Consider the following 19,788-nt stretch of genomic DNA (forward strand, 5'->3'; position numbering starts at 1 on the left):
TGAATCCTCGGTGCCGGTTCACGTCCCGCAACCTGCGGTGGCGACCCGGAACCCCATGTCTTGAGAGGAACCTCATGAAGCCCGACATCCACCCGACTTACGTCGAGACCCAGGTCACCTGCACCTGCGGCAACTCGTTCACCACCCGCAGCACGGTGGCCGAGGGCGCCATCCGCGCCGACGTGTGCTCCAACTGCCACCCGTTCTACACGGGCAAGCAGAAGATCCTCGACACCGGCGGCCGCGTGGCTCGCTTCGAGGCTCGCTTCGGCAAGCGCAACAAGTAGCTGCTTCCCAGCGCCGGCCCCCGCATCTGCGGGTGGCCGGCGCTGGCGTGTTTGGAGGGTTTCACAGGCGTACGAAGCGAGGCGGAGATGTCACAGTTTGAAGCAGTCGAAGGGCTGATCGAGGAGCACCAGGGGCTGGAGAAGCGGCTCGCCGAGCCCGAGACCCACGCCGACGCGCGCCTGGCGAAGAAGCTCAACCAGCGGTACGCCGAGCTGAGCTCGATCATCGACGCCTACCACTCCTGGCAGCAGCTCGGTGACGACATCGAGGCCGCCCGCGAGCTGGCGGGGGAGGACCCCGCGTTCGCCGAGGAGGCCGACGCGCTGGTTCCCCAGCGCGAGGAGGCCGAGGAGCGGCTGCGCCGCCTGCTCGTGCCTCGTGACCCGACCGACGACAAGGACGCCATCCTCGAGGTGAAGTCGGGGGAGGGCGGCGAGGAGTCGGCGCTGTTCGCCGGCGACCTGCTGCGGATGTACACGCGCTACGCCGAGCGCCAGGGCTGGAAGCTCGAGTTCCTCGACGCCAACGAGTCCGATCTCGGCGGCTACAAGTCGGTCACCGTTGCGGTGAAGGCGAAGGGGACCCCCGAGCCCGGTCGGGCGCCCTACGCGCTGCTCAAGTTCGAGGGCGGCGTACACCGCGTCCAGCGGGTGCCGGTCACCGAGTCGCAGGGCCGCGTGCACACCTCTGCCGCCGGTGTCCTGGTGGTTCCCGAGGCCGAGCCGATCGATGTCGAGATCAACGACAACGACCTCCGCATCGACGTCTACCGCTCCTCGGGCCCCGGCGGCCAGTCGGTCAACACCACCGACTCGGCGGTCCGGATCACCCACATCCCCACCGGCATCGTCGTCTCGATGCAGAACGAGAAGTCGCAGCTGCAGAACAAGGAGCAGGCCATGCGCGTGCTCCGCTCGCGCCTCCTCCAGGCAGCCCAGGACGCTGCCGACGCGGAAGCATCCGACGCCCGCCGCTCCCAGGTGCGCACCGTCGACCGCTCCGAGCGCATCCGCACCTACAACTTCCCGGAGAACCGCATCTCCGACCACCGCACCGGCTACAAGTCCTACAACCTCGACCAGGTCCTCGACGGCGACCTGGAGCCGGTGATCGGCAGCGCCGTGGACGCCGACCTGGCGGCCCGCCTGGCCTCCCTCGACTCCTGAGGACGTCCACAACGTCGAAGGTCGCAGTCACCGAGTGACTGCGACCTTCGACGTCTGTCTGTGCAGGTCAGGCGTTGGCCTTCTTCTTGAAGCCCACGACGAAGCCGGCGGCCTTGGCCGACTCCTCGGAGTCGAAGTAGACGGCTGCCTTCGTACGGCCGTAGTAGGGGCTCGCCGTCGTGTGGTACTTCTTCCCGCTGCTGCCCTTGATGTCGTACGCAGCATCCGAGCTGCTTCCGTCAGCAGCCGGCAGCACGGCGCCGGCGTAGGGAGCACCGTTGGTCGCGGCGGGCGCCTCGGCGGCCGGGGCCGCCTCCGGCTCGGCGGCCACGGCAGCCTCCGCAGCCGGAGCCTCGGCTGCCTCGGGCTCCGCGGCGGCAGCCGCGGTGACGCTCTCGGCCTCCGCGACGACGGCAGCGGTGTCCGCTTCGGTCACGTCGTTCGTGGCCGTCTCGGCGACCTCGGCCTCGACAGGAGCCTCGGTGGACTCTTCGGCCGCGGGCTCCTCGGCTGCGGGAGCCTCGGCTGCGGGAGCCTCAGCCACGGAGGCCTCGGCGGGGACGGCGGCAGCGGCGACGGGCGCAGTGGTGGCCTCGGCTGCCGAGGTCTCGTCGTCCGCTCGGTGTGCGACCTTGGCGTCCTTGCGGACTGGCCGTCCGAAGAAGAACCAGATCAGGAGGGCGAGGACGAGGATGAGTGCAAGCAGCAAGAGCCACTTCATGGGGTGATGTTTCCTTCCGGGGGAGATCTCGGGTGTGATGGTGGGGCAGCACAGCGCCCGACGAGGTGTGGCGGCCAGTCCCGCGTCCCCCGATATGACCGGAAGAACCGTTGAGGCGCCCGAACGTTACCCTCAGCCGGGTAAAGCATGACTAACACATTCAGGAGCAGTTGCCCATGACCGCCCCGCGCACACTTCTGGCAAGTGCCCGAAAGCAGCTCGCAGAGGCCGGAGTCGCGAGCCCGGACGCCGATGCGGCCATCTTGTTGGCCCATGTCCTCGACACCGACCGCAACCGCCTCTTCCTGGTCGACGACGTGGCAGAGCCCCACGAGAAGGCCTACGCGGACCTGCTCGCCCGCCGCGCGGAGCGCGAGCCGTTGCAGCACCTGACCGGGGTGGCGTACTTCCGGCACGTCGAGCTCGCCGTGGGTCCCGGCGTCTTCGTGCCCCGGCCCGAGACCGAGCTGCTCGCGGGCTGGGCGATCGACCGGGCGGCGACCATCGACCAGCCCGTCGTCGTCGATCTCTGCACGGGATCGGGAGCGATCGCGAAGAGCATCGCCGACGAGGTCCCAGGCGCCGAGGTGCACGCGGTCGAGCTCTCGGAGGATGCCTACCCCTGGGCCGTACGCAACCTGACCGGCACCGGCGTGGACCTCCGGCAGGGCGACATGGCCGAGGCGTTCACCGACCTGGACGGCAGCGTCGACGTGCTCGTCTGCAACCCGCCGTACATCCCCCTCGAAGCCTGGGAGTCGGTCGCCGCCGAGGCGCGGGACCACGACCCGGACCTCGCGCTCTTCTCCGGGCAGGACGGGTTGGACGCGATCCGCGTCCTGGAACGGCGGGCCGCCGAGCTGCTCAAGCCCGGGGGAGTGGTCGGCTTCGAGCACGCCGACGAGCAGGGACCGGACGGTCAGAACGGTGGAGCCCCGGCGGTCTTCGCCGCCACCGGAAGATGGCAGGACGTACGCGATCACCTCGATCTGGCAGGCCGTCCGCGCTTCACGACCGCACAACTGGCAACATGAGCACTGTGACTGAGCGCTACCCGATCGCGACCGAGGACGAGCAGACCGAGGCGATCGATGCTGCTGTGGCTGCCCTTCAGGCCGGCGAGCTCGTGGTCGTACCGACCGACACGGTCTACGGCATCGCTGCCGACGCGTTCGACAAGGGCGCCGTGGCCGGTCTGCTCGCCGCCAAGGGCCGAGGCCGCTCGATGCCGCCGCCCGTGCTGATCTCCAACGTCGCCACCCTCGACGCCCTCGCGACGCGGATCCCCGACTGGGCGCGCAGCCTCGTCGAGGAGCTGTGGCCCGGTGCGCTGACGGTCGTGTTCCACCAGCAGCCGTCGCTGCAGTGGGACCTGGGCGAGGCCCGCCAGACCGTGGCCGTACGCATCCCCGACTCCGACATCCTGCGTCGCATCATCGACCGGGTCGGTCCGCTCGCGACCAGCTCGGCCAACCGCACCACGAAGCCTGCGGCCACCAACGCCGACCAGGCCGACGAGATGCTCGGCAAGATGGTCAAGGCCATCATCGACGGGGGCGAGTCGCCGGTCGGCGAGGCGTCCACGATCATCTCCGCCACCGGTGACGAGCCGAAGGTCCTCCGGGAGGGCGCGATCAGCATCGATCGGATCAACGAGATCCTCGCCCCGCACGATGTCGCCATCCGCCGACCGGGTGATCCGGACCCGTCCATGACCGACACCGACTCGCCCGCCACGGACGCTGACACAGAAGCCTGATGCGCGCCTACGTCCTCCTCTTCCTGGTCGCCGCCGTGGTGACCTACCTGCTCACCGTCGTCGCCCGCGAGTTCGCGATGCGCACGGGGGCCGTCGCGAAGGTCCGTGACCGCGACGTACACGCCGTTCCGATCCCCTACATGGGTGGCGTGGCGATGCTGGGTGGCCTCGTCGCCGCCTACCTGGTCGCCCGCGAGCTGCCGTTCCTGGCCGATGCGCCGGACTTCGTGCTCCAGGACACCGGCGTGGTCATCCTCGCCGGCGCGCTGATCTGCATCGTCGGCGTCGTCGACGACATCTTCGAGCTCGACGCCCTCACCAAGCTGGGCGGCCAGGTGCTGGCGACCGCGATCCTGGTGGGTTTCAACCTCCAGTACAGCCTGATCACCTTCCCCGACGGCACCCAGTTCTCGATCGACCCCGCCCAGGGCGCGCTGCTCACCGGGCTCGTCGTGATCACCGTGGTCAACGCCGTCAACTTCATCGACGGACTCGACGGTCTGGCGGCGGGGGTCGTCGGCATCGGCGCGCTGGCGCTCTTCCTGTTCTGCTACCAGTTCACCCGGATCAACGACATCGGCCGCGCCTCGACCGCGGCGCTCCTGACCGTCGCCCTCGCCGGAGCCTGCGTCGGCTTCCTCATCCACAACTGGCATCCCGCCAGGCTGTTCATGGGGGACAGCGGCTCGATGCTGATCGGCCTGATCCTCGCCGCCAGCGCGGTCACCCTCTCGGGCTCCTACAACGCCGGCGGGCTGAACGTGAACGCCTTCGACGCCTCCACCGCGCTCCTGGTGACCTTCCTGCCGTTGCTGCTACCCCTGACGATCCTGGTGGTCCCTCTGGTCGACCTCGTGCTGGCCGTCGTACGCCGCACCCGCGCCGGCCGGTCACCCTTCGCCGCCGACAAGAAGCACCTCCACCACCGCCTTCTGGAGATCGGCCACTCCCAGCGCCGGGCCGTGCTGATCATGTGGCTCTGGGCCGGCCTGATGTCCTTCGGATCGGTCTTCGTGACCCTCTACCGCGGCCCCGTCGTCATCGTCGGCGTCATCGTCGCCACCGCCCTCATCGTGCTCCTCACCTTCGTCCTCCCGAAGATCCGCGGCGAGCGCACCGACAAGCTCCTCGAGGTCCCCGAGGACCTCACCCCGCTGGAGAACCAGCCCCGCTGACCTCGTAACGGACTCGTCGCCCTTGTCAGGGGCGAGGTGCCATTGCAGACTGGGTGCGCTCGGTCAGTTGACCGATTTCTCGGGGTTGAGTGGGGTTCACGGTGGATGGGTTCGTCGTACAGCCAGCTGCCATTCGGGCGGCCGCCAGGGATTTCGAGAGCTTGTCGGACAAGGCGGACTACATCCGCCGCGCGGCGTCCAACTGGATGCATGTGCCTCACGACTCCACCGTGCTGAGTGAGATTGCCTCCGAAGTCGAGGGGATTCGTGAAGCGCTCCTCGACTCGTACGGGGCGACAGGCGAATACCGCCGCATGATGGAGGGAGTCGTCGACACGCTGCGTGCGATCGCCCGAGACTACGAGAACACCGACCTCAATGTCGCCCGCCGGGCTGATGGCCTGATGAAGGAGATCGCCCGGCCCGGGACTGGCTCATTCGCCAGCCACGGGATCGACGAAGATGAGTACGCCTCGAAGTTCAAGGAGGGGCCTACGGGAAGCTTGGACCAGTACGACCAGTTCGTCAGCATCAGCAAGAGCATCAACTACATGCTTGAGTTCAAATGGGTTGGCAGCGCCTTGGAGAAGCTGGGTATCCAGGATCCCATCAAGAAGCTGAAGCTCGAGCTGAGCGGCGACTGGACCAAGGTGGGCGATGCGTTGGGTGCGCTGGAGATGGCGACCCAGACGATGACAGACATTGTTTGGGATATCGACGGAATCGTCGAGGGTCTCGACGGCAAGTGGGAGGGCAACGCGTCCAACGCCGCGCGCGAGTACTTCAAGAAGGTGCGGGACGTCGTGTATGAGAGCGGCGACGGGTTCCGGGCGTACCAGGAGCGAATCACCGCGGAGTCGCTGGCCTACAAGGCGCGCGTTGAGGCAATGAACGACGTATTCGAGTTGTTGGTGGACTCGATCCCCCGGCCGACGAGCCTGGCGGACGTGCTGAGGTCAGCGCTGAATACGGTGACGCCGGCGGCGCTGACCAAACTTCTCTCGAACGTCATGGCCTACAAGGCGGCGTTCGACTTCGCGTTCGCTGCAGCGCAGCAGCTCGGTGCCGGATTCGCTCAGCTTGCGCGGTTCCAGCAAGACATCCGGTTCCCTGAGGTACCGAGCTGGACCGCGCCAGACGTGAACGGGGCGGCGTGATGGGACGGGAACTTTTCGAGGAGACTGCCAGAGCACTCCTTGAGCGCACCCGGGACGCCCATCTCGTGGCTCAGATCCAGAAGTACCTGGCAGGTGCCTCGAGTCGGTTCGACCTGATGCGCGACGCTGGTTTCAGCGAAGCAATGCAGCAGTGGTACGACGAGGTCGCGGACGAGCACCGTCAGCGCGGAATCAACCTGGCCGAGGTCGGAGCTCAAGTCTGGAGGCAGTGGGAGGACGAGTCGATCGGCCGATCTTGATCGATCAATTAGGGCACCCAAAGACGCTTGTGATAGTTTTCACGAGCGTTCGGGATACGCTCCTGAACACGTGAAATGCCCCCAGAGAGAACGGCCGCCGACGATGACGACCGCAACCAGCAAGTCCAAGGTGCTGCGAGGTTCTGCCGCAGTGTCCGCAGTTGCTGTGCTCGCGGCCCTCGCGGTGGCCTTTGTTCTTGCCGGGACTGATGGTCTGACCGGCGCTGCGATCGGATCGATCGCCACCGTCGTCGTGCTGGCGGTCGGCTCCTGGGCGATGTTCTGGATCGCGGCGAAGTCGCCCGCGCTGTCGTTGCCCGCCGCCGTCGGTGTTTTCACGCTGTCAGGCATGGTTCTCTTCGTTGTCCTGCTGGTCGTCTCGCAGACCGGGGGAGACGCTGTCGTACGTCCGGCAGCCTTCTCGGTCATGGCGCTCACCATCGCTTGGACGACCACGTTCGCGTTCCTGGTGCGACGCGAGCGAATCCCGCTCTTCGACCTGCCCGGGGCAGACTCGTGACCCGTCAGTAGCGCCTGATATCGTCCGGGCCGTCGGGGGCGGCCGCCGGGATGATGCCCGAGCCTCAGATGCTCGCCACCCAGAATCGTAAGTTCGAACAAACAGGAGACAGCGTGAAGTCGCTTGCCGCCACCGTTATGGCGTCGGAGTCGGGGCCTCATATCCCGGGGCCCGCGGACTTCTTCCTTCCGCCGATCGTCGGGTCCGGCGACTGGGCCCTGACCAAGGTGAGTCTCCTGGTCCTGCTGTCCGTCGTGATCGGCTTCGGCTTCTTCTACGCCGCCTCCCGCAAGGCCGCCGTGGTTCCGAGCCGTCTGCAGTTCGCCGGTGAGTACGTCTACGGGATGGTCCGCAACTCCATCGCCCGCGACATCATCGGGTCGAAGGACTACATGAGGTTCGTGCCGTACCTCTTCACGGTCTTCATCTTCATCATCATCAACAACTTCTACGGGATCATCCCGTTCGTCCAGTTCCCCACGATGTCCCACATCGGCTACACGGCGGCCCTGGCGGTCATCACCTGGCTGATCTACAACATCGTCGGCATCGCGAAGCACGGTTTCGTCGGCTACCTCAAGCTCCAGACCGTGCCCAGCGGCGTGAGCGGCCCGATCCTTCTCATGATGGTCCCGTTGGAGTTCCTCTCCAACATCGTGGTCCGCCCGTTCACGCTGGCGATTCGTCTCTTCGCGACCATGTTCGCCGGCCACCTGCTGGTGGCGCTCTTCTCCATCGGCGGCGCCTGGTTGATCCTGCACTACACCCCTGCGTGGCAGGGCATCACCGCCGGCGTCTTCGCCTTCCTGCTCGGCATCTTCGTGTCCTTCCTGGACATGCTGATCATGTTCCTGCAGGCCTATGTCTTCACCCTGCTCTCGGCGATGTACATCGCCGGTGCAGTCGCCGACGAGCACTGACGCCTCGTCTAAACAGCCAACCCAAGTCGACGCACAACAACTGACGCAGATCGCGTCACAACCGGAAGGAAATCCCATGGAACTGTCGGGACAGCTCGGAATCATCGGCCTCGGCCTCTCCGCCATCGGCCCGGGTGTCGGTGTCGGTCTGATCTTCGCCGCGTACGTCGCCGGTGTTGCCCGTCAGCCGGAGGCCCAGAGCCGCCTGCAGGCGATCGCGATTCTCGGCTTCGCGCTCTGTGAGCAGTTCTTCATCATCTCCCTGGCTCTCGCCTTCGTCCTTCGCTGACGTAGGGAACTACTGAAGGTTCCGACATGATCCTTACCCAGGTAACCGCTGCGGAGACCGAGATCAACCCGTTGGTCCCGCACGTCCCGGAGATCATCCTCGGTTTCATCGTCATCGCCCTCCTCTTCGTGGGAGTTGCGAAGTTCATCGTTCCGAACTTCGAGAAGGCGTACGCCGATCGAACCGCGGCGATCGAAGGTGGCATCGAGAACGCCAACGCCAAGCAGGCCGAGGCAGATGCCAAGCTCGCCCAGCTGGAGTCCCAGCTGGCCGACGCCCGCCACGAGGCTGCCCGCATCCGCGAGCAGGCTCGCGAGGAGGGCGCCGCGATCAAGGCCGAGATGCGCCTCGAGGCGCAGGCCGAGGCCGAGCGCATCATCACCGCCGGCAAGGCGCAGATCGAGGCCGAGCGCCAGGCGGCTGCTACGTCGCTCAAGACCGAGGTCGGCTCGCTGGCCACCGGTCTCGCCGGTCGTATCGTCGGCGAGTCGCTGGACGACGACGAGCGTTCCAGCCGTGTGGTCGAGCGGTTCCTCGCTGACCTCGAGGCAGGGGTTCACTGATGGACTTCCGTGGAGCGTCGGCCGACGCCGTTGCCGCCCTGACCGAGGAGCTGAAGACCGCCGTCTCCGCCTCTCCCGAGGCGGCGGCGAAGGCGGCCGACACCCTCTTCGAGGTCTCCCAGACCCTCCGTGCCGAGGCAGCTCTGCGCCGCTTCGTCACCGACGCCTCGGTGCCGCAGGAGGCCAAGACCGGCCTCGTCGCCGAGCTGTTCGGCGGGAAGGTCGACGCAACGGGACTCGGCGTGTTCGAGTCGGCGGTCAAGCACCGCTGGACGCACGCCGGTGACCTGAGCGATGCGGTCGAGCGACTGAGCGAGATCGCCGCGGTCCGCAGCGCCGGCGGCGAGGCCAAGCGCCTCGCCGACGAGCTGTTCGCGGTCCAGCAGGCCGTGCAGGAGACGCCGGAGCTGCGCGACGCGCTCTCCGACCCGGCCCGTACGACCGAGGACAAGGCCGCGCTGGTCGACACGCTGCTCGGGGGCAAGGCGCTTCCGGCGACCGTGACCCTGACGAAGCAGGCGCTGGCGGGCACCTACCGCACCGCATCGGCTGCTCTCGGTGAATACCAGAAGGTCGCGGCATCCGTCGCAGACGAGGGCACCGCGGTCATCCGCGTTGCGGCCCCGCTCTCGGAGGCCGAGACCACCCGTCTGGCGGCAGCACTGGCGAGGAAGTACGGCCGTGAGGTCCACCTCAACGTGGTCGTCGATCCGGCTGTCGTCGGTGGCATCAAGGTATCGATCGGTGACGACGTCATCGACGGCACCGTCTCGAGTCGCCTCGAAGGGGCGCAGCGAGCCCTGGCCGGCTGATCCGGCACCGCGGCCGTCAACTGGCCGTACGACCCCTGTGTGACACAGACTGACTTGTAAGAACTGAGAGAGAAGGCACAGATGACGGAGCTCTCCATCCGTCCCGACGAGATCCGGGACGCACTGGCAAAGTACGTCGCGGACTACAAGCCGGAGGCGGCGAAGACCGAGGAGGTCGGCACCGTCGCTTCGACCGCGGACGGCATCGCCCGCGTGTCGGGTCTGCCCTCGGCCATGACCAACGAGCTCCTCGAGTTCGAGGACGGCACCCTTGGTCTCGCCCTGAACCTGGACACCCGCGAGATCGGTGTCGTCGTCCTGGGTGACTTCGACAAGATCGAGGAGGGCCAGTCGGTCCGACGTACGGGCGAGGTTCTCTCGGTCCCCGTCGGTGACGGCTACCTCGGCCGCGTCGTAGACCCGCTCGGCAACGCGATCGACGGCCTCGGCGACATCGAGACGGTCGGCCGCCGCGCCCTGGAGCTCCAGGCTCCCGGCGTGATGGCCCGCAAGTCGGTGCACGAGCCGCTCGCCACCGGCATCAAGGCGATCGACGCGATGACCCCGATCGGCCGTGGCCAGCGTCAGCTGATCATCGGTGACCGCTCGACCGGTAAGACCACGGTCGCGATCGACACGATCATCAACCAGAAGCAGAACTGGGAGTCGGGCGACCCCGACAAGCAGGTCCGCTGCATCTACGTCGCCATCGGCCAGAAGGGCTCGACCATCGCCTCCGTGCGTGGCGCCCTCGAGGAGTCCGGCGCGCTGGAGTACACCACGATCGTCGCGGCTCCGGCCTCCGACTCCGCCGGCTTCAAGTACCTCGCCCCCTACACCGGCTCGGCCATCGGCCAGCACTGGATGTACGAGGGCAAGCACGTCCTGATCGTCTTCGACGACCTGACCAAGCAGGCCGAGGCCTACCGCGCCGTGTCGCTGCTGCTGCGCCGCCCGCCGGGCCGTGAGGCCTACCCGGGTGACGTCTTCTACCTGCACTCCCGGCTGCTGGAGCGCTGCGCGAAGCTCTCCGACGAGATGGGCAAGGGCTCGATGACCGGTCTGCCGATCATCGAGACCAAGGCCAACGACGTCTCGGCGTTCATCCCGACCAACGTCATCTCCATCACCGACGGTCAGATCTTCCTGCAGTCCGACCTGTTCGCCGCCAACCAGCGCCCGGCGATCGACGTCGGCGTCTCGGTCTCCCGCGTCGGTAGCGCCGCGATGACCAAGGCCCTCAAGGGCGTCACCGGCTCGCTCAAGGTCGAGCTCGCGCAGTACCGCGCGATGGAGGCCTTCGCGATGTTCGCCTCCGACCTGGACGCGGCCTCGAAGCAGCAGCTGGCCCGGGGTCAGCGGCTGATGGCGCTGCTCAAGCAGCCGGCCTACTCGCCCTACCCGATCGACGAGATGACCGTCTCGCTGTGGCTGGGCACCTCGGGCGGCCTGGACATCGTCCCGGTCGAGGACGTGCTCAAGTTCGAGCGGGAGTTCCTCGACTTCCTGCGTCGCTCCCACGACGGCATCCTCGCCGGCATCCGTGAGTCGCTGAAGTTCGAGGACTCCACCGAGTCCGAGCTGAAGAAGGCTTACGACTCCTTCCTCGACCAGTTCGAGACCTCGGAGGGCCACTCGATCAAGCCGGGTTCCGCCAAGGAGCAGGCCCTGGCTGACGAGGACGTCGAGCAGGAGCAGATCGTCAAGCAGAAGCGGGGCTGACCCATGGCCGTGTCAGTGCGTGAACTCCGCGCGCGGATCAAGTCGACGGAGTCGATGAAGAAGATCACGCGTGCCATGGAGCTCATCGCTGCGTCCCGGATCATCAAGGCGCAGCAGCGGGCCAATGCGGCCGCGCCGTACGCCCGTGAGCTCACCCGCGCCGTCTCGGCGGTGGCGACCTACTCCAACGTGGACCACCCGTTGACCACCGAGCCGGAGGCGCCCACCCGCGCCGCCGTCCTGGTGGTCACCAGCGACCGTGGTCTGGCCGGCTCCTACTCCTCGAGCGTGCTCAAGGAGGCCGAGGGCCTGGTCGAGAAGCTCAAGGCCGAGGGCAAGGAGGTTGACCTCTACGTCACCGGACGCAAGGCGGAGGCCTTCTACAAGTTCCGCGGTCGTTCCGTGGCGCAGGCCTGGACCGGCTTCTCCGACCGTCCGGAGTACGACGCGGCCAAGGAGATCGGCGAGAAGCTGATCGAGGTCTTCGTCGAGGGCACCGAGGCCGAGAAGGCCGCCGCTCCCGGCGTCGACGAGGTCCACGTGGTCTACACGCGGTTCATCACCATGATGACGCAGAAGCCCACCGCCGTACGTCTCCTGCCTCTGGAGGTCGTGGAGGGCACCGAGGCTCCGGCCGAGGGCGACGTCCTGCCGCTCTACGAGTTCGAGCCGTCGGCCGAGGCCGTGCTCGACTCGCTGCTCCCGCAGTACGTCGTGAGCCGGATCTGGTTCGCGCTGCTGCAGGCCGCCGCCTCCGAGCTGGCCCAGCGTCAGAAGGCGATGAAGTCGGCTACCGACAATGCCGATGAGCTCATCAAGAAGTTCACCCGGGTTGCCAACCAGGCTCGCCAGGCAGGCATCACCCAGGAGATCAGCGAGATCGTCGGCGGCGTGAACGCGCTCGCCGACGCCCAGGCTGCGAACGACTGAGAACCCACAGAAAGACTGACTAGAAAATGACCGCACAGGTTGACGAGAAGACCACGACGGGCCGCATCGCCCGCGTGATCGGCCCGGTCGTCGACGTGGAGTTCCCCGTCGACGCCATGCCGGACATCTACAACAAGCTCGAGGTCGAGGTCACCATCAGCGGTGAGACGACGACCCTGCCGCTCGAGGTTGCCCAGCACATCGGCGACGGCATGGTCCGCGCGATCTCGCTGAAGCCGACCGACGGCGTCGTACGCGGCTCCTCGGTGCGTGACACGGGTGGCCCGATCACGGTTCCCGTGGGTGACGTCACCCTCGGCCACGTGTTCAACGCGACCGGCGACATCCTCGACGTCGACCCGTCCACGGTCGAGGTCAACGAGCGCTGGGGCATCCACCGCAAGGCTCCGGCTTTCGACCAGCTCGAGTCCAAGACCCAGATGTTCGAGACGGGCATCAAGGTCATCGACCTCCTCACCCCCTACGTGACCGGTGGAAAGATCGGCCTCTTCGGTGGTGCGGGCGTCGGCAAGACCGTCCTCATCCAGGAGATGATCGCCCGAGTCGCCAAGAACCACGGTGGTGTCTCCGTGTTCGCCGGTGTCGGCGAGCGCACCCGTGAGGGCAACGACCTCATCCACGAGATGCAGGAGGCCGGCGTCTACGACAAGGTCGCCCTGACCTTCGGCCAGATGGACGAGCCGCCGGGCACGCGTCTTCGCGTGGCTCTCTCGGCGCTGACGATGGCGGAGTACTTCCGCGACGTCCAGGGCCAGGACGTGCTGCTGTTCATCGACAACATCTTCCGCTTCACCCAGGCGGGCTCCGAGGTCTCGACCCTGCTGGGCCGGATGCCTTCGGCCGTTGGCTACCAGCCCAACCTGGCCGACGAGATGGGTCAGCTCCAGGAGCGGATCACCTCGACGCGTGGTCACTCGATCACCTCGATGCAGGCGATCTACGTGCCGGCCGACGACTACACCGACCCGGCCCCGGCGACCACGTTCGCCCACCTGGACGCGACCACCGAGCTCTCCCGCGAGATCGCGTCGCTGGGTATCTACCCGGCCGTGGACCCGCTGACCTCGACGTCGCGAATCCTGGACCCGCAGTACATCGGTCAGGACCACTACGACTGCGCAGTCCGCGTCAAGCAGATCCTCCAGCGCAACAAGGAGCTGCAGGACATTATCGCGATCCTGGGTGTCGACGAGCTCTCCGAGGAAGACAAGATCATCGTCTCCCGCGCTCGCCGGATCCAGCGGTTCCTGTCGCAGAACACCTACGTCGCCAAGCAGTTCACCGGCATCGAGGGTTCGACGGTTCCGGTCAAGGACACCATCGAGGCGTTCAACAAGATCGCCGAGGGTGAGTACGACCACGTCGCCGAGCAGGCGTTCTTCATGTGCGGTGGCCTCGACGACGTCGAGGCGAAGTGGGCCGAGATCCAGAAGAGCCTCTGATGACGGACGCACTTCAGGTGGAGCTCGTCGCTGCAGACCGCGTGGTCTGGAGCGGCGGGGCCACCATGGTCATCGCCCGAACGGTCGACGGTGATGTCGGCGTCCTGCGCGGTCACGCGCCGGTGCTGTCGGCTCTCACCGAGGCGGTCGTGGAGATCACTCCGGAGGAGGGTACCGAGGTCATCGCGACCGTCGACGGTGGCTTCCTCTCGGTGGCCAACGACCGCGTCTCGATCCTGTCCGAGCACGTGCTGCTGGCCCACGAGATCGACCTCAGCCAGGCTGAGGTCGAGCTCGAGGAGGCCCGTCGCCTGCTCGGCACCAACAACGACGCCGAGAAGCGCATCCGTCGTGCCGAGGCACGCATCCGCGCTGTCGAGAAGGCCTCCTAGGGAAAGAGGGGCGATACCCGGATGGCATGGTGGGAGCTGCTCTTGGCCGTTGTGGCCGCATTGCTTCTGCTTGTCCTCGCCTATGGCGTCGGGATCGCCGTTCGCCGCCGTCTGCTCGCTCGCAACGGCGGCGTCTTCGAACTGAGCCACCGCGTCCGGGACACCAGTCCCGGGCGCGGTTGGGTCATCGGCATCGGCCGCTACTCCGGCGATGCGCAGCTGGAGTGGTTCCGGATCTTCTCCCTCTCGCCCAAGCCCAAACGGGTCTGGCGCCGGGTCGAGATCGTCTATGTCTCCAGCCGCTCTCCTGAGGGGATCGAGGAGCTCGTCCTCTACCCCGAGAGCCTGATCGTGACCTGCGACGTCAAGGGCGAACACATCGATCTGGCCATGGACCAGCAGACCCTGATCGGCTTCCAGGCCTGGCTGGAGTCTCGCCCGATGCGGTCCACCTGGACCGTCTTCTGACGTCTTCCTCCGACCGTCTCCGGCACAACACCGGGGTCGGTCGGTTTGCTTTCGGGGGCTTCCCTGATTGTCCGGAAGGCATTCGCGGCGGATCGTAGAGGTATGTCCTCAACTGCCCCGATCCCGACCCCGCCCACCCCGCCCATCCCGCCGACTCAGGTCCCCGGCGACGAGCTGCGCTGCACCGACGCCGATCGCGACCGCGTGATCGACGTCCTCAAGTCCGCCTACGCCGACGGCCGCCTCGACCAGGCCGAGTTCGACCTCCGGTTCGACCTGACCATGAAGTCGAAGACGTACGCCGCCCTGGAGCCGATCACCCGCGACCTGGTCGCGCAGCCGGCCCCAGCTCCGGCAGCGGCGAAGCCCGCCCGCGACCTGCTGCCGCCGCCGACCACCGAGGAGCGGCTCCTGGGCGCCCTCGCCCAGGCCACGACCCTGGTGCCGATCGTCGTCGGCCCGGCGATCCTCTACTACACCGTCGGCAAGCGTTCCGAGTTCGTGAAGCACCACGCCGCCGGTGCCCTCAACCTGCAGCTCACCCTGCTCGCAGTCACGATCGTGACCTTCGGCCTCGGGGGCGCTCTCTACGGGATCGCCTGGGTGCTCGCGGCCGCCTTCGCGGTCGTCGCGCTCGCCGGCGCCCCGCTGCGCCAGCCGTGGGTGCTGCCGATCTTCGGCCGCGGCGGGCCGTACGAGAAGAAGCGGGACTGAGCCCCGCACCTGGACGCGGCCCCGGGCGCACTAGCCTTTACCTGTGACGCCCCTCCGCCGTGCCCAGGCCGGATCGGTGGTGGCGTTCGCTACCAACGGTCTGCTGTCCGCGACCTTCATCTCCCGCATCCCCGCGCTCCGCGAGAGCCTCGGCCTGAACAACTCGGCCGTCGGCCTGATGCTGCTGGCGATGGGCATCGGCTCCGTCGCCGCGCTGCCGCTCGCCGGGGGACTGGTGATGCGTTGGGGCGCTGCCCGGGTCGTACGCCGCTGCGCGCTGCTCTGCGTCGCCTCCCTGACCCTGGTGGCGATCTCCGGCAGCTGGCTGGAGCAGGCGTGGCTGGTAGCGCTGTTCCTGGTGACGTACGGGGTCGGCTACGGGGTCTGGGACGTCGCCATGAACGTCGAAGGGGCCGCGGTCGAACGGCTCGGCGGCAAGACGCTGATGCCGCAGCTGCACGCCATGTGGAGCGTCGGCACGGTCCTCGGCGGACTGCTGGGCATCGCCCTGGTGGGCACGCTGCCGACGGTGTGGCACATCGCCGGGGTCGCGGCGATCGCGCTGGCGGTCTGCTGGTGGGGGACGCTGGGGTTCCTTCCGGCCGAGGCGCCCCCGGAGGGGCACTCGCCGCGGCGTGAGCTGATCGCCGCCTGGCGCTCACCCCAGACGCTGCTGCTGGGGCTCATGGTGCTCGCCTTCGCCGCCGCCGAGGGCAGCGCCAACGACTGGGTCTCGCTGGCGATGATCGACGGCTACGACGTGAGCCACCGGGTCGGGGTGGCGTGCTACGCGGCGTTCGTCTTCTGCATGAGCCTCGCCCGCTTCGCCGGCGCGAAGGTGATCGACCGGGTCGGCCGGCAGCCGGTCCTGATCACCTCGGCGGCGCTGGCGGGCGTCGGGATCGTGCTGACGGTGTTCGCCGGCTCCTTCGGGCTCGCGCTGGCCGGGATCGTCCTGTGGGGCTTCGGCGCGGCCCTCGGCTTTCCGCTGGGGATCAGCATCGCCGCCGACGACGAGACCCGGGCCGCTGCTCGCGTCTCGGTCGTCTCCACGCTGGCCTACGGGGCCTTCCTCGGCTTCCCGCCCATCCTGGGCGCCGTGGGCGATCAGGTCGGCACCCTGAGGGCGCTCCTGGTCGTTGCCGTCCTGATGGTTCCTGCGGCGGCGTTGGCCGCGACGGTCGCAAGGCGGCGTAGGTGATTTCGAGCCGAGTCGGCGCATCCGCACGCCTCGCTCGCTTCGCTTCGCTCCAAGGCGTGCAGATGCGCCGACTCGGCTACTCGAAGAGTGCGCGGATGTCGTCGGCGCCGATGGTGGAGCCCATGGCGCCTTCGCCGTCGACGACCTTCGCGAAGAGCTCGGCCTTGCGCTCCTTGAGCTCCATGACCTTCTCCTCGATCGTGTCGGTCGAGACCAGCCGGTAGACCATGACGTGCTGGGTCTGGCCGATGCGGTGGGCGCGGTCGACGGCCTGGGCCTCGGCGGCGGGGTTCCACCACGGGTCGAGCACGAAGACGTAGTCGGCCTCGGTCAGGGTCAGACCGACGCCGCCGGCCTTCAGGGAGATCAGGAAGACCGGGGCGTCGCCGTCGCGGAAGCTCTCGATGACCGCGCCGCGGTCGCGGGTGGCGCCGTCGAGGTAGGCGGCGTCGATGCCCGCCTCCTTGAGGCGAGTGCGCGCCCGGCCGAGGAACGAGGTGAACTGGCTGAAGACCAGCGCCTTGTGGCCCTCGGCGGCGAGCTCCTCGATGTGGTCGACCAGCGTGTCGAGCTTGGCGGAGCCGACGTCGTCGTCATCGGGGTCGACGAGGCCCGGGTCGAGGGAGAGCTGTCGCAGCCTGGTCAGCGCACTGAGGATCGCGACCCGGTTGTCGTTGAAGTCGTCGAGCAGGTGCAGGATCCGCTGCCGTTCCTTGGCCAGGTGGGCGTCGTAGATCTTGCGGTGCGCCGGGTTGAGGTCCACGCCGAGCACCTGCTCCTGCTTGGGCGGCAGGTCGTCGGCGACGAGCTCCTTCGTACGCCGCAGCAGGAACGGACGCAGCCGGGTCCGGAACCGGCGCAGCGCCGCGTCGTCACCCGACTTCTCGACGGGAGAGACCACCGTGTCGCGGAACAGCCGCGGGCTGGGGTAGAGCCCCGGCGCCGTGATCGAGAGCAGCGCCCACAGCTCCATCAGCCGGTTCTCGAACGGCGTGCCCGTCACCGCGAGACGCCAGCGGGCATCGATGCGGCGGGCCGCTGCGTACGTCTTGGACTGGTGGTTCTTGACCTGCTGGGCCTCGTCGAGGACGAGACCGGCCCACGGGCGCCCGGCGAAGGCGTCCTGCTCGAGCCGGAGGATGGCGTACGTCGTGACGACGACGTCGGCGCCCTCGCGGGCCTCGGCGACGGAGTCGATGCGCTTGCTCACGGTGCTCACCCGGAGGCCGGGGGTGTGGCGGCGGGCCTCCTGCACCCAGGCAGGTACGACGCTGGTGGGCGCCACCACGAGATAGGGGACGCGCGTCTCCGGCTGGGTGTGCACGGCGTGGGAGATCGTGGCCAGCACCTGGAGCGTCTTGCCCAGCCCCATGTCGTCGGCGAGGATCCCGCCGAGACCCTGCTCGTGCAGGAACGCCAGCCAGTGGAAGCCGTCGAGCTGGTAGTGGCGCAGCTCGGTCGCGAGCCCGGTCGGCTCCGGCCGGGGGATCTCGCGCAGGTCGCGCAGCGCCTGGGCGCGCTGGACCCATTCGGCGGCCTGCTGGTCGACCACGCCGAGCTCGGCGAGCTCGGCCCAGACGCCGAGGTCGTGCTTGCCGACGGCGATCCCGTCGCCGGTGCGCTCGTGCAGCTGTCCGGCGGCCTCGACGACGTTGCGCAGTCGGTCGAGCTCGGGGCGGTCGGTGGTGATGTAGGTGCCGCTGGGGAGGATCAGGTGGTCGTCGCCGCGGGTCAGCGCTCCGAGCACGTCGGGAAGCGGGACGGCCTCGGCGCCGATCCGGATCACGACCTGCAGGTCGAGCCAGTCCTGCCCGGCCACGGCGGCACCGTCGGGCGAGGTGATCTCGAAGGAGATCTCGGGGTCCTCGTCGGTCTCGCGGAAGTCGGGCCGCTCGACCTCGGTGACCTCGACGCCCTCGATTTCACGCAGCGCCGGCAGGTCGTGGATGGCGAGCGCGAGCGCGTCCCCGTCGCGTACCTCCTGCTTGCGGAGCAGCTCGGTGGAGACCTTCGCGCGCAGCGCGGCCTCCTCGGCCGGGTTGCGGACCAGGCCGAGGTCCTCGCGGGAGTCCACCGGGTAGTGACGTACGCCGTAGGCCCAGGTCCAGCCGAGCGTGGCATGCGTCGAGCTGCGCCAGGTGACCGTCAGGGTCAGGCGCGGCGCGGGAGGCTCCGGGATGTCGAGGGAGTCGTCGGCCGAGCGCAGCGGGACCAGCCGGGCCAACGGGCCCAGCAGGGCGCTCAGCGTGCCGATCTCGGCCTCGGGGACGGTCAGCGGGTCCCGGGCGGTGACCAGCCGCTGAGCGTGGGTCGAGAGCGGTCCGGACAGGTCGGCGAGATGGAGCACCCCGGCATCGAGCACGCCCACAGAGCGGGTCGGGCGACCGATCGGGAGCACCGTCGGGCCGGCGTAGACACGGTCACCGTGGGCCAGTCCGAAGCGGAGGACGGCCTCGCCGTCCTCGCGGCGCAGCTCGCCGGCGAGCGAGAGCGGCTCCTCGAAGATCACCACGCCGCGTACGTTCTCACCGGGCAGCACGGTCACACCGCCGCGGATCGCGTCGCGGAGCAGGCTGACCGCGTGCTCGCCGAAGTCGGCGAGGCTGAGCGAGGAGCCTCGGGCGTAGAGCAGCCGGTCGGACCGCAGCTGGCGGGCCAGCTCCTGCAGGGGGAGCAGCTGGCTGCGGGGGAAGTCCTTGCCGGGCACCGCGTTGGGGATGTTGGCCCAGTCGGCACCGGTCTTCGCCCAGCGCTCGCGGTTGCCCATGCGCATCGGACGCAGCTCGACGGTGGGGGAGCCCGCCACGGCGGACCGTGGGCTGTGTACGTCGATCTCGAGCGCCAGCGCGGGCAGGTCGTCCTCGGGCTTGTTGTCCTCGGCGAGCTGGCCCAGGAGCGTACGCAGCTCCGTCTCCCACGACGGGCCCATCGGCGCCGCCGCGGCGCGCGAGCCGGCGAGGACCAGGCCGAGCGCGGCGCCGTGCTTGCAGTTGTTGTGCACGGGGCAGCTGCACGAGCTGGTCGCTCTGACGACGCCGTTCCTGGAGTCCAGGTTGAGGGTCACACGGTAGGGAGCCGGGCTGGTGCCTCTGACCTCGGCCGCCGCTCGCAGCGCACTGCTGCCGATCTCGGTGACCCGGGGCTCGCCGACCCGGCCCTGCGCTGCGTAGGCCTCGCCACGCTCGATGGTCTGGGGGTCGAAGGTCTCGCGGAGCAGGTCGTTCGTGAGAGCTTCGAGCAAGGGCACCCGATCTATTCTTCCAGCATG

21 protein-coding genes are annotated in these 19,788 nt (G+C 68.3%); 19 read left to right on the forward strand and 2 right to left on the reverse strand.

What is annotated here, in order from left to right; genetic code table 11:
- Window positions 1-74: 74 nt before the first annotated feature.
- Window positions 75-287: a 50S ribosomal protein L31 gene (rpmE, locus tag ACW14X_RS21410; RefSeq protein ID WP_160027733.1), complete on the forward strand. Its 213-nt coding sequence runs from the start codon at window positions 75-77 to the stop codon at window positions 285-287.
- An 87-nt stretch (window positions 288-374) separates the two neighbouring features.
- On the forward strand, window positions 375-1,454 hold the full coding sequence (gene prfA, locus ACW14X_RS21415; protein ID WP_160027735.1) for a peptide chain release factor 1: 1,080 nt from the start codon (window positions 375-377) through the stop codon (window positions 1,452-1,454).
- Window positions 1,455-1,521: 67 nt separating this feature from the next.
- Here the strand turns inward: prfA and ACW14X_RS21420 are convergent, their stop codons facing one another.
- Window positions 1,522-2,175, reverse strand: a complete 654-nt coding sequence (locus ACW14X_RS21420; protein ID WP_457163217.1) for a sunset domain-containing protein — start codon at window positions 2,173-2,175, stop codon at window positions 1,522-1,524.
- A gap of 176 nt (window positions 2,176-2,351) precedes the next feature.
- On the opposite strand from ACW14X_RS21420, the gene prmC reads away from it, so the two are divergent.
- The 17 genes from prmC (at window position 2,352) to ACW14X_RS21505 (ending at window position 16,520) form a co-directional block, all read left to right on the forward strand.
- A complete protein-coding gene (prmC, locus tag ACW14X_RS21425; protein ID WP_457163218.1) occupies window positions 2,352-3,209 on the forward strand; it encodes a peptide chain release factor N(5)-glutamine methyltransferase in 858 nt (285 codons plus the stop codon).
- Window positions 3,206-3,934, forward strand: a complete 729-nt coding sequence (locus ACW14X_RS21430) for an L-threonylcarbamoyladenylate synthase (protein ID WP_457163219.1) — start codon at window positions 3,206-3,208, stop codon at window positions 3,932-3,934. The genes prmC and ACW14X_RS21430 overlap by 4 nt, the downstream gene beginning before the upstream one ends.
- The gene (locus tag ACW14X_RS21435; RefSeq protein ID WP_457163220.1) at window positions 3,934-5,109 is read left to right on the forward strand and encodes a glycosyltransferase family 4 protein; all 1,176 of its coding nucleotides are present in this window, start codon (window positions 3,934-3,936) and stop codon (window positions 5,107-5,109) included. The genes ACW14X_RS21430 and ACW14X_RS21435 overlap by 1 nt, the downstream gene beginning before the upstream one ends.
- An 89-nt stretch (window positions 5,110-5,198) precedes the next feature.
- Window positions 5,199-6,266: a hypothetical protein gene (locus ACW14X_RS21440; protein ID WP_457163221.1), complete on the forward strand. Its 1,068-nt coding sequence runs from the start codon at window positions 5,199-5,201 to the stop codon at window positions 6,264-6,266.
- A gap of 65 nt (window positions 6,267-6,331) precedes the next feature.
- A complete protein-coding gene (locus ACW14X_RS21445) occupies window positions 6,332-6,526 on the forward strand; it encodes a hypothetical protein (RefSeq protein WP_457163222.1) in 195 nt (64 codons plus the stop codon).
- Window positions 6,527-6,677: 151 nt separating this feature from the next.
- A complete protein-coding gene (locus ACW14X_RS21450) occupies window positions 6,678-7,046 on the forward strand; it encodes a hypothetical protein (RefSeq protein ID WP_350713171.1) in 369 nt (122 codons plus the stop codon).
- Between the two features lie 113 nt (window positions 7,047-7,159).
- Entirely contained in the window at window positions 7,160-7,966 is an 807-nt protein-coding gene (gene atpB, locus ACW14X_RS21455; RefSeq protein ID WP_457163223.1) for a F0F1 ATP synthase subunit A, read from the forward strand.
- A 76-nt stretch (window positions 7,967-8,042) separates the two neighbouring features.
- Window positions 8,043-8,255 carry an ATP synthase F0 subunit C gene (locus tag ACW14X_RS21460; RefSeq protein WP_141795487.1) on the forward strand — a complete coding sequence of 71 codons (213 nt, stop codon included), beginning with the start codon at window positions 8,043-8,045 and terminating at the stop codon, window positions 8,253-8,255.
- A 26-nt stretch (window positions 8,256-8,281) separates the two neighbouring features.
- A complete protein-coding gene (locus ACW14X_RS21465) occupies window positions 8,282-8,818 on the forward strand; it encodes a F0F1 ATP synthase subunit B (protein ID WP_457163224.1) in 537 nt (178 codons plus the stop codon).
- Window positions 8,818-9,630 carry a F0F1 ATP synthase subunit delta gene (locus tag ACW14X_RS21470; RefSeq protein ID WP_160027746.1) on the forward strand — a complete coding sequence of 271 codons (813 nt, stop codon included), beginning with the start codon at window positions 8,818-8,820 and terminating at the stop codon, window positions 9,628-9,630. The genes ACW14X_RS21465 and ACW14X_RS21470 overlap by 1 nt, the downstream gene beginning before the upstream one ends.
- Window positions 9,631-9,711: 81 nt before the next feature.
- Window positions 9,712-11,352 carry a F0F1 ATP synthase subunit alpha gene (atpA, locus tag ACW14X_RS21475; protein ID WP_160027748.1) on the forward strand — a complete coding sequence of 547 codons (1,641 nt, stop codon included), beginning with the start codon at window positions 9,712-9,714 and terminating at the stop codon, window positions 11,350-11,352.
- A 3-nt stretch (window positions 11,353-11,355) separates the two neighbouring features.
- Window positions 11,356-12,282 (forward strand): F0F1 ATP synthase subunit gamma, encoded by a 927-nt coding sequence (locus tag ACW14X_RS21480; RefSeq protein ID WP_160027750.1) that lies wholly within the window; start codon window positions 11,356-11,358, stop codon window positions 12,280-12,282.
- A 26-nt stretch (window positions 12,283-12,308) separates the two neighbouring features.
- Window positions 12,309-13,745, forward strand: a complete 1,437-nt coding sequence (gene atpD / locus ACW14X_RS21485) for a F0F1 ATP synthase subunit beta (protein ID WP_160027752.1) — start codon at window positions 12,309-12,311, stop codon at window positions 13,743-13,745.
- Window positions 13,745-14,137: a F0F1 ATP synthase subunit epsilon gene (locus tag ACW14X_RS21490; RefSeq protein WP_045547377.1), complete on the forward strand. Its 393-nt coding sequence runs from the start codon at window positions 13,745-13,747 to the stop codon at window positions 14,135-14,137. The genes atpD and ACW14X_RS21490 overlap by 1 nt, the downstream gene beginning before the upstream one ends.
- Before the next feature lie 51 nt (window positions 14,138-14,188).
- Window positions 14,189-14,605 (forward strand): DUF2550 domain-containing protein, encoded by a 417-nt coding sequence (locus ACW14X_RS21495; protein ID WP_350713203.1) that lies wholly within the window; start codon window positions 14,189-14,191, stop codon window positions 14,603-14,605.
- A gap of 102 nt (window positions 14,606-14,707) precedes the next feature.
- Entirely contained in the window at window positions 14,708-15,319 is a 612-nt protein-coding gene (locus tag ACW14X_RS21500; protein ID WP_457163225.1) for a DUF1707 domain-containing protein, read from the forward strand.
- A 43-nt stretch (window positions 15,320-15,362) separates the two neighbouring features.
- Window positions 15,363-16,520, forward strand: coding sequence for an MFS transporter (locus tag ACW14X_RS21505; protein ID WP_457163226.1), 1,158 nt, complete (start codon window positions 15,363-15,365; stop codon window positions 16,518-16,520).
- Between the two features lie 76 nt (window positions 16,521-16,596).
- Here ACW14X_RS21505 and ACW14X_RS21510 read toward each other — a convergent pair whose 3' ends face one another.
- Window positions 16,597-19,767, reverse strand: coding sequence for a DEAD/DEAH box helicase (locus ACW14X_RS21510; protein ID WP_457163227.1), 3,171 nt, complete (start codon window positions 19,765-19,767; stop codon window positions 16,597-16,599).
- Window positions 19,768-19,788 lie beyond the last annotated feature (21 nt).

This window comes from Nocardioides sp. YJ-D4 (assembly GCF_054031495.1).

Coding starts and splice junctions, on each gene's coding strand:
- rpmE (WP_160027733.1), top strand. CDS start 75: ATGAAGCCCGACATCCACCCGACTTACGTCGAGACCCAGGTCACCTGC.
- ACW14X_RS21435 (WP_457163220.1), top strand. CDS start 3,934: ATGCGCGCCTACGTCCTCCTCTTCCTGGTCGCCGCCGTGGTGACCTAC.
- prmC (WP_457163218.1), top strand. CDS start 2,352: ATGACCGCCCCGCGCACACTTCTGGCAAGTGCCCGAAAGCAGCTCGCA.
- ACW14X_RS21490 (WP_045547377.1), top strand. CDS start 13,745: ATGACGGACGCACTTCAGGTGGAGCTCGTCGCTGCAGACCGCGTGGTC.
- ACW14X_RS21480 (WP_160027750.1), top strand. CDS start 11,356: ATGGCCGTGTCAGTGCGTGAACTCCGCGCGCGGATCAAGTCGACGGAG.
- prfA (WP_160027735.1), top strand. CDS start 375: ATGTCACAGTTTGAAGCAGTCGAAGGGCTGATCGAGGAGCACCAGGGG.
- ACW14X_RS21500 (WP_457163225.1), top strand. CDS start 14,708: ATGTCCTCAACTGCCCCGATCCCGACCCCGCCCACCCCGCCCATCCCG.
- ACW14X_RS21465 (WP_457163224.1), top strand. CDS start 8,282: ATGATCCTTACCCAGGTAACCGCTGCGGAGACCGAGATCAACCCGTTG.
- ACW14X_RS21470 (WP_160027746.1), top strand. CDS start 8,818: ATGGACTTCCGTGGAGCGTCGGCCGACGCCGTTGCCGCCCTGACCGAG.
- ACW14X_RS21430 (WP_457163219.1), top strand. CDS start 3,206: ATGAGCACTGTGACTGAGCGCTACCCGATCGCGACCGAGGACGAGCAG.
- ACW14X_RS21460 (WP_141795487.1), top strand. CDS start 8,043: ATGGAACTGTCGGGACAGCTCGGAATCATCGGCCTCGGCCTCTCCGCC.
- ACW14X_RS21420 (WP_457163217.1), bottom strand. CDS start 2,175: ATGAAGTGGCTCTTGCTGCTTGCACTCATCCTCGTCCTCGCCCTCCTG.
- atpD (WP_160027752.1), top strand. CDS start 12,309: ATGACCGCACAGGTTGACGAGAAGACCACGACGGGCCGCATCGCCCGC.
- atpA (WP_160027748.1), top strand. CDS start 9,712: ATGACGGAGCTCTCCATCCGTCCCGACGAGATCCGGGACGCACTGGCA.